The sequence below is a fragment of the Neorhizobium sp. BETTINA12A genome (assembly GCF_023006485.1).
Lineage (GTDB): Bacteria > Pseudomonadota > Alphaproteobacteria > Rhizobiales > Rhizobiaceae > Neorhizobium.
Window position 1 is genome coordinate 1 of sequence record NZ_JALBGW010000195.1, and the last position, 8197, is coordinate 8197.

Here is an 8197-nt window from a genome sequence, read left to right on the forward strand (position 1 = left end):
ATTGCCCGCGCCCATGGCGGCAACGTCACCCTCGCCGACAGCCCCCGCGGCGGCTTGCGCGCCGTCGTGCGCGTCCCCGCCTGATCATTGACGAGGAACCGATGCCGATCGACCTTTCCGAGATGTCCTGGCTGAACCCGCCGCCCGAAAGCCGCGAGGAGGACGGCCGACTGATCGCCCGCTCCGGCCTTGAAACCGATTTCTGGCAGGGTACCTATTACGGGTTTCATCGCGACAGCGGCCATTTCCTCCATCGGACGCAAAAGGGCGATTTCACCGCCGAAACCTCCTTCGTCGGGAGGTACGAGGCGCTCTACGACCAGGCCGGCCTGATGATCCGTCATGACGAAAAACACTGGATGAAATGCGGCATCGAATTCACCGATGGCGCCCGCCATTTCAGCGTTGTGGTGACCAACGGCCACTCCGACTGGTCCGCCTTCCGGCTCACCGACGATTTCGAGGAGATCTTCGTCCGCGTCACCCGCATGGGCGACGCCCTCTTCATCCAGTACAGAACCGATACGCGGCCGGACTGGCGCATGGCGCGGCTCGCTTATTTCCCGCCTGCACTCACCGAACTCTCCGTCGGTCTGACCTTCTGCTCGCCGCAACGCGAAGGTTTCGAGGTGGAGTTCCGGTCGTTCAGCCTCGGCGAGGTCGAGAGCCGCGATATCCACTGACGATTTGCCCTGCGCATCAGCGCTCGGTTACATCAGCTTCCGGCCGTTCGGCACCGGCTGCTCGACGGCGGCAAGCACGATCGCGCCGTTCTCGTCCTCGAAGCCGAGGGTCAGCACTTCCGAGCGGAACGGCCCGATCTGCCGCGGCGGGAAATTGACGACGCCGAGCACCTGCCGGCCGACCAGCGTTTCCGGCGTATAATGCACGGTGATCTGCGCCGAGGATTTCTTGATGCCGATCTCCGGGCCGAAATCGATCTTCAGCTTGAAGGCTGGCTTGCGGGCTTCCGGAAACGCCTCGACCTCGACGATCGTGCCGACGCGGATGTCCACCTTTTCGAAGTCGGAATAGGTGATGTCCTCAGCCATTCGAACTCACTCAGGCGCCGAGTTCTTCGGCTCTGTCGCGGGCAGCCGCGATCGCCTTGTCGAACAGCGGCTGCATGCCGTCGTCGGCCATCAGCACGGCAAGTGCCGCAGCCGTCGTGCCGTTCGGCGAGGTGACGTTCTGGCGAAGCCTGGAAGCGTCGTCCGGGGACTGGTGAAGGAGCTCGCCAGCCCCCGAGACAGTTTCCCGCGCAAGCCGCATGGCGAGGTCCGCCGGCAGGCCTGCTTTCCGGCCCGCTTCCGCCATGCACTCCACGAGATAGAACACATAGGCCGGGCCGCTGCCTGAAACGGCGGTCACCGCATCGATATCCGCTTCGCTTGAAACCCATTCCACCGGCCCGCTGACCTTGAGCAGCGATTGCACCGCTTCGCGCTGGGCTTCAGTGACCTTGGGATTGGCATAGGCGCCGGTGACGCCGCGGCCGATCATGGCAGGTGTATTCGGCATGGCACGCACCATGGCGGCTTTGCCGAGATGCTTTTCGAGATAGGCGAGCGTCTTGCCGGCCGCAACCGAAACGACGACCGTGCCGGAACCGACGACCGGCTTCAAGGGCGGCAGAACGGCATCCATCAGTTGCGGTTTGACCGCAAGGAACAGAATATCAGCGGACGTATCGCCGGGAAGCGCGGTAAAGTGATGCGCACCGGCCTCGGACATCATCGTTTTCATCGCATCGGAAGGCGATGGGTCGATGACTGTCACGGACGCGCCGGGCACGCCCTTTTTCAGCCAGCCGGACAGCATGGCGCCGCCCATATTGCCGGCGCCGACCAGAATGATGGATCCCAACTGACCAGAGGCCATCAGCACTCGCCCACGGTTTCGAACAGAACGGCTTCCATGGCGGCCTTCGCCTCCATGCCCGACCATACGACAAACTGGAACGCCTGATAATAGGATTCGCAGGCATCGAGCGCACTCGAAAGCAGCACTTCGACCTGCTGGTTGTTGGGTTCGGCGCCGCCGGCCAACAGCAGCGACTGCCGGAAGATGACCACGTCTTCCTGACGCCATACGTCGAAATGGCCCATCAGCACCTGCCCGTTGACGTGGCTCAGCAGGCGGATGACCTCATTGACGCGAGCGTCGGGAATCTTGATGTCGAAAGCGCAGGCGAGATGCAGCGCTTCGAACTCCTCCATCCAGGAGAAGGAAACATGGTAGTCCGTCCAGCGGCCTTCCACGGTCATGGCGATCTCGTCTTCACCCGACCGTTCGAACGTCCAATCGTTCGAGGCAGCAACGAATTCGATCATATCGACCGGATTCGACTGGCGTTCGATTTCCATTTCCATAAGCGTCATGCGGCACCTTCTTGACCGGAATGAATGCGAATTCGTGCGGTAAAACGCCAAAAACACGCGAACAGTAACCGGGAACAACACTGTCGATGATCGTCCGACGCTTCCAGAATAACGCAGTCACCCTGTCTGGAGCTTACCAAGCCGTTTCGAATCATCCTTTAAAATCAGTGTACCTAGACGGAGTCCGGCTGCCAGCCCCTCCACCGGTTTTTACATGGGCAAAACTTGAAACATGTTCGCAACGGGGATCAGAACGGAGTCATAAGCGACTCTGGACACTGGCTTTTTTGAATGTGTCCACAGGGTGTCACTTTTTTGTTTCAACACCTGCGCCCGCGCCGAAAATCTGTTCGGCACGGTTCGATCGGAGAGCCCACGCGAATGCGGAACCTCGAATGATTTATTAATGGTGGCTCCGCATTCGCGTGGCCTTCGGCGTTCTTTCGAGGCTTCCGGCCTCTACAGGTGATCATCTTGCCTCGCTGCGTGGCTTCATTCGCGCCCATCCTTTCGGGACAGGCCTGCCACTTGCACGGCTCAACCGAACCGGACATGGCTGTCCGGGGGAGGCTTGATAGGAATGGTCGTCTTGCAACGAGCACTCCATGGCTTTCACCTCTTCCACCATCCCCGCACGTTACGGTTTTGATGAAAGCGCCGGCCTCCGCCTGCCCGCGAACGTCTCGCGAAACACTCCGGCGACGGAAGCAAGCGGATTGTAGGCAGGGCTTGGAGGGGCGGGGAAGGTATTGGGTACGCCCTTTTCCTCTCCCCATGGGAGGAGAAAAGAAAAACAGCATCTTAGCTGACGAGCTAAGTGCTAGATTTTACGCAAGAGAGGCAGATCGTCCCCGGGAAACGCAGATCACTGCCCCGAAAGCTTGGCTTCCAGCGCCTCGATCCGCGCCTTCAGCGCTTCGTTTTCGTCGCGGGCGCGGGCTGCCATTTCGCGGACGGCCTCGAATTCCTCGCGCTTGACGATATCCATGCTGTTGAGGAACCGCTCGGCCTGGGCGTGAAATGCGGTTTCGACCTCCTTGCGCACCCCTTGGGCAGCGCCAGCGGCATCGGTCATCAGCCGCGCGAAGTCGTCGAGAATGCGGTTCGTGCCGGTTGCCATGGTTCTGAACTCCCATATCGTCTGGCCGGCAATCCGGCCGGCGAATGTCCATAGGGTTCAAGTAGGGCCTGTGCGGGCCGCTTGCAAGCATCATCCACCGTTCGCATGAGCACTCGCTTAGATTCACCTTGACCGTCGATGGCCGCAACGCCATGTTCCGCGCAATGCCGTTAGGTTGGACCCTGTAATTTGTACGAAGCGCTTCATCTTTTCGCTCTGATGCCGTTCCCGAACATCGATCCGGTGGCCTTCTCCATCGGCCCGCTCGCCATCCATTGGTATGGGCTCGCCTATGTCGCGGGCATCATGCTCGGCTGGTTTTATGCGCGTCGACTGGCTGCCAACGCTTCCCTGTGGAGAGACGGCCAGTCGCCGATCACGGCTGCCCAGCTCGACGATTTCCTCGTCTGGGTCGCTGCCGGCATCGTGCTTGGCGGCCGCATCGGTTATATCCTCTTCTACGACATGGCGGCCGTGGCCGCGAACCCCATCCGCGCGATCGAGATCTGGAACGGCGGCATGTCCTTCCATGGCGGCTTCATCGGCGCAACGATCGCGATGATCATCTTCGCCCGCCGCAATGCCATTCCGGTCTGGAGCATGTTCGACACGGTCGCAGCCGTCGTGCCTTTCGGCCTGTTCTTCGGCCGCATCGCCAATTTCATCAACGGCGAGCTCTGGGGACGCCTCAGCAGCGCGCCCTGGGCGGTCGTCTTTCCGACCGGCGGCCCGTTCGCGCGCCATCCGAGCCAGCTCTATGAAGCAGGCCTCGAAGGCATCGTGCTGGTACTCGTCCTCGCCCTGCTGATCTTCCGTTTCAAGGCGCTGAAAGTCCCTGGCACCATCGCCGGCACCTTCGTCGTCGGTTACGCGCTCTGCCGCATTTTTGTGGAATTTTTCCGCGAGCCGGATGCGCAGCTCGGTTATCTGCTCGGCACCAATTGGCTGACCATGGGCATGGTTCTGTCGCTGCCGATGATCGCAGCAGGCCTTTGGGCCATTGTCCGGGCCCGCACGGCGGCAACGTCCGCGGCGAAAGCTTGAGGGAGGCACACCCGGTGAGCACTCCCCTCACAGAGAAGATCAAGACCCTGATCCGCACCAACGGCCCGATCAGCGTCACCGACTATTTCGCGCTGTGCCTCGCCGATCCGGAATACGGCTATTATCGCACCCGCGAGCCTTTCGGCCGTCACGGTGATTTCATCACCGCGCCGGAGATCAGCCAGTTGTTCGGCGAGATGATCGGCGTCTTCATGGTGCACGCCTGGCAACAGCACGGAACGCCCACGGGCGTCCGGCTGGTGGAGATCGGCCCCGGCCGCGGCACGATGATGACCGACATGCTGCGGGTGATCAAACGCATCGCGCCGCGCTTTTTCGAAGACCTGCACGTGCATCTGGTCGAGACCAGCGAGCGTTTGCGCGGCGTCCAGCGCATCACGCTCGAGGCTTTCTCGACCAAGATTTCCTGGCATGACAGTTTCGAGGAAGTCCCCGAAGGTTTCACGCTGATCGCCGCCAACGAATTGTTCGACGCGATCCCGATCCGCCAGTTCGTCAAGACGCCGACCGGTTTTCGCGAACGTCTCGTCGGCCTTAACGCCGAAGATGAACTCGGCTTTGCCGCCGGCGTCGCGACGCTCGACCCGCAGCTCCTTCCCTCGCCCCTCGCCGGCATTCCCGACGGCACGATCTTCGAACTGTCGCCGGCCCGCCAGGCGGTGATGCTGACGCTGTGCGAACGCTTGAGGACCTTCGGTGGCACGGCTCTGATCATCGACTACGGCCATCTGGTCACCGGTTTCGGCGATACGCTGCAAGCCATCCGCCACCATGACTACGATCCGCCGCTCGAAAATCCCGGCGAAGCGGACCTCACCAGCCATGTCGACTTCGAGGACCTCGCACGCATTGCCGTTTCCACGGGCGTGCACTTGAACGGCGGCTTGCACCAGGGTGATTTCCTGTTCGGCCTCGGCCTTGCCGAGCGGGCGACCGCGCTTGCCAAGGACAAGGAGCCGACCGAACAGCGCCTGATCGCCGCCGCCGTCGATCGGCTTGCCGGCGAAGGTGCCGGCAAGATGGGCGAACTCTTCAAAGTCATCGCGGTATCGAGCCCGGCATTGAAGCTGATGCCGTTCCGCGCGGTGGAGTGAACAGCGACCGTCAATTCATCAACCGATTGACATCCGCCCTTTTCTTGCGCCACTCTCGCCCTAAATCGAAGCAGCGGGCATGCCTTGAGAGAAGCCCAAAACCTCTTCAAATCAACGGGATAGATAACACCGATGCGGGACAGACCCTTGCCGGAGCCGATCGAGAGCCCCCTGTTGAACGACAGGGCCGGCGCCCGTGTTCGTCACGGCTTCTTCACCCGCAAGGGCGGCGTTTCCGAAGGTTTGTACGCCGGTCTCAACGTCGGCATCGGCTCTGACGACGACCGCGAGAAGGTGATCGAGAACCGCAACCGGGTGGCCTCCTGGTTCGGCCTGCCCGTCGAAAAGCTGGCGACCGTCCACCAGGTCCATTCGCCAGACGTCTTCGTCGTCGACGAGACCTATGCCGGCGAACGGCCGAAGGTCGACGCGATGGTGACGAGTGTGCCGGGCGTGGCACTCGGCGTGCTTGCGGCCGATTGCGGCCCGATCCTGTTTGCCGACGGCGAGAACGGCGTGATCGGTGCCGCCCATGCCGGCTGGAAGGGTGCGCTGACCGGCGTGCTCGAAAACACAATCAAGGCAATGATCTCGCTGGGCGCCGCGCGGGAAAACATTACCGCGGTCCTCGGCCCCTCGATCGGCCCGGCAAGCTACGAGGTCGGCCCGGAATTTGTCGAGCGGTTCCTGGGTTACGACCCGTCCTACGAGGCCTTCTTCACATCGTCATCGAATACGGGGCATTCTATGTTCGACCTGCCCTCGCTGACCATAAGGCGGCTGAGGGATGCCGGGGTGCGGGCGGAAAGCCTCGGCCTCGATACCTATCCGGATGCGGAACGGTTCTATTCCTACCGCCGCACCACCCATGCCAAAGAGCCGGATTACGGCCGTCAGATTTCAGCAATCGCACTTCAGGAGAATTGATATGGCCCTGCATTTCGAGAGGAGCGAATACGCCGACCGGCTGACGCGGCTGACGGAGAAGATGCGCGCCGACAAGCTGGATGCGCTTTTGATCTTCGCCCAGGAAAGCATGTACTGGCTAACCGGCTACGACACGTTCGGCTACTGCTTTTTCCAGACCCTGATCGTCAAGGCGGACGGCAGCATGACACTGCTCACCCGCTCCGCCGACCTGCGCCAGGCCCGCCACACCTCGATCGTCGAGAACATCGTCGTCTGGGTCGACCGGGTGAATGCCGATCCGACCCTCGACCTCAAGAACCTGTTGAGCGACATGGACCTGCTCGGCGCCAGGATCGGCGTCGAATACGATACCCACGGCATGACCGGCCGCATCGCCCGCCTCCTCGATAACCAGCTCGCCACCTTCGGCCAGATCAGCGACGCCTCCTACCTGGTCAGCGCTCTGCGCCTGGTCAAAAGCCCGGCGGAAATCGCCTTTGCACGCCGCGCTGCCGAACTTGCCGACGACGCGCTCGATGCGGCGCTGCCGCTGATCAGGGCCGGCGGCGACGAGGCGGAAATCCTCGCCGCAATGCAGGGCGCCGTCTTTCTCGGCGGCGGCGACTACCCCGCCAACGAGTTCATCATCGGCTCCGGCGCCGATGCCCTGCTCTGCCGCTACAAGGCGGGCCGCCGCAAGCTCGACGCGACCGACCAGCTGACGCTCGAATGGGCGGGTACCGCTGCGCATTACCATGCGGCGATGATGCGCACGGTCATCGTCGGCGAACCGTCGCCTCGCCACCGCGAGCTCTACAAGGCCTGCCTCGAAACCATCAAGGCGATCGAGGAAGTGCTGCGCCCCGGTCAGACATTCGGCGACGTCTTCGACACCCATGCCCGCATCCTCGACGAACGCGGCCTGTCGCGCCACCGCCTCAACGCCTGCGGTTATTCGCTCGGCGCGCGCTTCTCGCCCTCCTGGATGGAGCACCAGATGTTCCATTTCGGCAATCCTCAGGAGATTTTGCCGGACATGACGCTGTTCGTGCACATGATCATCATGGATTCCGACAGCGGCGCGGCGATGACCCTCGGCCACACCTACCTGACGACCGAAGGCGATCCGCAGCCACTTTCCCGCCATGCTTTGGAGCTCATTCAGCGCTGAATGCTCAAAAAATCAGGCAATTGACAGTTTGGGAAAGCAAACTCTAAGCTCCTGCCGAGGAATCTGTGGCGGGAGACGGGTATGCGGCCTTTCGGAACACTGCTGTCCGCTGCCCTGCTGGCGGTTGCGCTTGCCTCCTGCAACACCACGGAAGCATTGACGCCACAGACGAATGTCGGCGGCGGGGGAGCCCGAACCTCCTCGCCCGTCACCCAGGCCGAAACCGACCGCATGGCCCGCTCGGCACAGCCGGAAACCTATAACAGCAGCGGCGGCTATCAATCCGGCCCCCAGAGCACGCTTGAAGCGCAGGCCCGGGCGCTGGAATCCGGCAGCGCCGTCTCGCCCTCCTCCTCCGGCCAGCCGCCGCAATGGGAGGGCCAGGGGAGCCAGGGCCAGCAGCAGACCATGCAGCAGCCTCAGGCGCAGCAGCCGACCGCGGCACCCCAGCAACAAC

At 62.3% G+C, this 8197-nt stretch carries 9 protein-coding genes and 1 pseudogene; 6 read left to right on the forward strand and 4 right to left on the reverse strand.

Translation table 11 applies throughout. The features are described 5' to 3' along the window. Positions 1 to 101 precede the first annotated feature (101 nt). Complete coding sequence (locus tag MOV61_RS26490; RefSeq protein WP_247138720.1) at positions 102 to 683, forward strand: DUF1349 domain-containing protein; 582 nt, start codon at positions 102 to 104, stop codon at positions 681 to 683. 27 nt (positions 684 to 710) lie between these two features. Here the strand turns inward: MOV61_RS26490 and MOV61_RS26495 are convergent, their stop codons facing one another. The 4 genes from MOV61_RS26495 to MOV61_RS26510 form a co-directional block, all read right to left on the reverse strand. Continuing rightward, positions 711 to 1052, reverse strand: coding sequence for a tRNA-binding protein (locus MOV61_RS26495; protein WP_247138721.1), 342 nt, complete (start codon positions 1050 to 1052; stop codon positions 711 to 713). Positions 1053 to 1062: 10 nt separating this feature from the next. Next, positions 1063 to 1881: a pyrroline-5-carboxylate reductase gene (proC, locus tag MOV61_RS26500; RefSeq protein WP_247138722.1), complete on the reverse strand. Its 819-nt coding sequence runs from the start codon at positions 1879 to 1881 to the stop codon at positions 1063 to 1065. Continuing rightward, positions 1881 to 2381 carry a YbjN domain-containing protein gene (locus MOV61_RS26505; RefSeq protein WP_038544200.1) on the reverse strand — a complete coding sequence of 167 codons (501 nt, stop codon included), beginning with the start codon at positions 2379 to 2381 and terminating at the stop codon, positions 1881 to 1883. Before MOV61_RS26505 ends, proC begins: the two co-directional genes overlap by 1 nt. Positions 2382 to 3246: 865 nt before the next feature. Further along, on the reverse strand, positions 3247 to 3501 hold the full coding sequence (locus MOV61_RS26510) for an accessory factor UbiK family protein (protein ID WP_007758074.1): 255 nt from the start codon (positions 3499 to 3501) through the stop codon (positions 3247 to 3249). A 219-nt stretch (positions 3502 to 3720) separates the two neighbouring features. On the opposite strand from MOV61_RS26510, the gene lgt reads away from it, so the two are divergent. The 5 genes and pseudogenes from lgt to MOV61_RS26535 all read left to right on the forward strand — a co-directional run. Then, on the forward strand, positions 3721 to 4545 hold the full coding sequence (lgt, locus tag MOV61_RS26515; RefSeq protein ID WP_408962436.1) for a prolipoprotein diacylglyceryl transferase: 825 nt from the start codon (positions 3721 to 3723) through the stop codon (positions 4543 to 4545). Positions 4546 to 4559: 14 nt separating this feature from the next. Next, positions 4560 to 5660 carry a class I SAM-dependent methyltransferase gene (locus MOV61_RS26520; protein WP_038544202.1) on the forward strand — a complete coding sequence of 367 codons (1101 nt, stop codon included), beginning with the start codon at positions 4560 to 4562 and terminating at the stop codon, positions 5658 to 5660. Positions 5661 to 5792: 132 nt separating this feature from the next. Beyond that, positions 5793 to 6587, forward strand: a complete 795-nt coding sequence (pgeF, locus tag MOV61_RS26525; RefSeq protein WP_247138724.1) for a peptidoglycan editing factor PgeF — start codon at positions 5793 to 5795, stop codon at positions 6585 to 6587. A gap of 1 nt (position 6588) precedes the next feature. Beyond that, the gene (locus tag MOV61_RS26530) at positions 6589 to 7740 is read left to right on the forward strand and encodes a Xaa-Pro peptidase family protein (RefSeq protein ID WP_038544206.1); all 1152 of its coding nucleotides are present in this window, start codon (positions 6589 to 6591) and stop codon (positions 7738 to 7740) included. A gap of 81 nt (positions 7741 to 7821) precedes the next feature. Next, positions 7822 to 8197 (forward strand): annotated as a pseudogene (locus tag MOV61_RS26535) (hypothetical protein); the annotation flags it as partial.